The organism is Pseudomonas sp. 30_B, assembly GCF_017491605.1.
Classification (GTDB): domain Bacteria; phylum Pseudomonadota; class Gammaproteobacteria; order Pseudomonadales; family Pseudomonadaceae; genus Pseudomonas.
In genome coordinates this window covers 1-548 of sequence record NZ_JAFGYY010000144.1, presented here as the reverse complement: position 1 = coordinate 548, position 548 = coordinate 1, and the positions used below count along the sequence as shown (strand labels likewise).

The window sequence follows — 548 nt, the reverse complement described above, 5'->3', positions numbered from 1 at the left end:
ACCGTCTATTACGAGACGCTCGTCGGCCATCTCGCGGTGGTGTTCGTGATCGGCCTCGTGATCACGGCGGCGATGCTCGTGATCATCCGCAACGTGCGCGCGAGCCTCGGCGGCGAGCCGGACGAGGCGGCTTCGCTCGCCGCGCGGATCGCCGCGGGCGACCTGACGCGGCCCGTCGCGGTGCGCGCGGGCGACGGCACGAGCATGATGGCCGCGATGCGCGACATGCAGGGCCGCCTGCGGTCGACGATCGGCGGCATCCGCCGGGCGGCCGAATCGATCGCGGCGGCGAGCCACGAGATCGCGATGGGCAATCTCGATCTGTCGCAGCGCACCGAGCAGCAGGCGGTCGCGCTCGAGCGCACCGCGACGAGCATGGGGCAACTGACGTCGACCGTCCACCAGAACGCGGAGAACGCGCGGCAGGCGAGCACGCTCGCGGCGAACGCGTCGTCGGTGGCCGAGGCGGGCGGCACGGTGGTCGGCCGCGTGGTCTCGACGATGAACGAGATCGACGAGAGCGCGAAGAGCATTCGCGACATCATCGG

1 pseudogene is annotated in these 548 nt (G+C 71.4%); it reads left to right on the top strand.

Annotated features, from left to right (window positions below):
- Positions 1 to 548 (top strand): annotated as a pseudogene (locus J5M67_RS27640) (methyl-accepting chemotaxis protein); the annotation flags it as partial.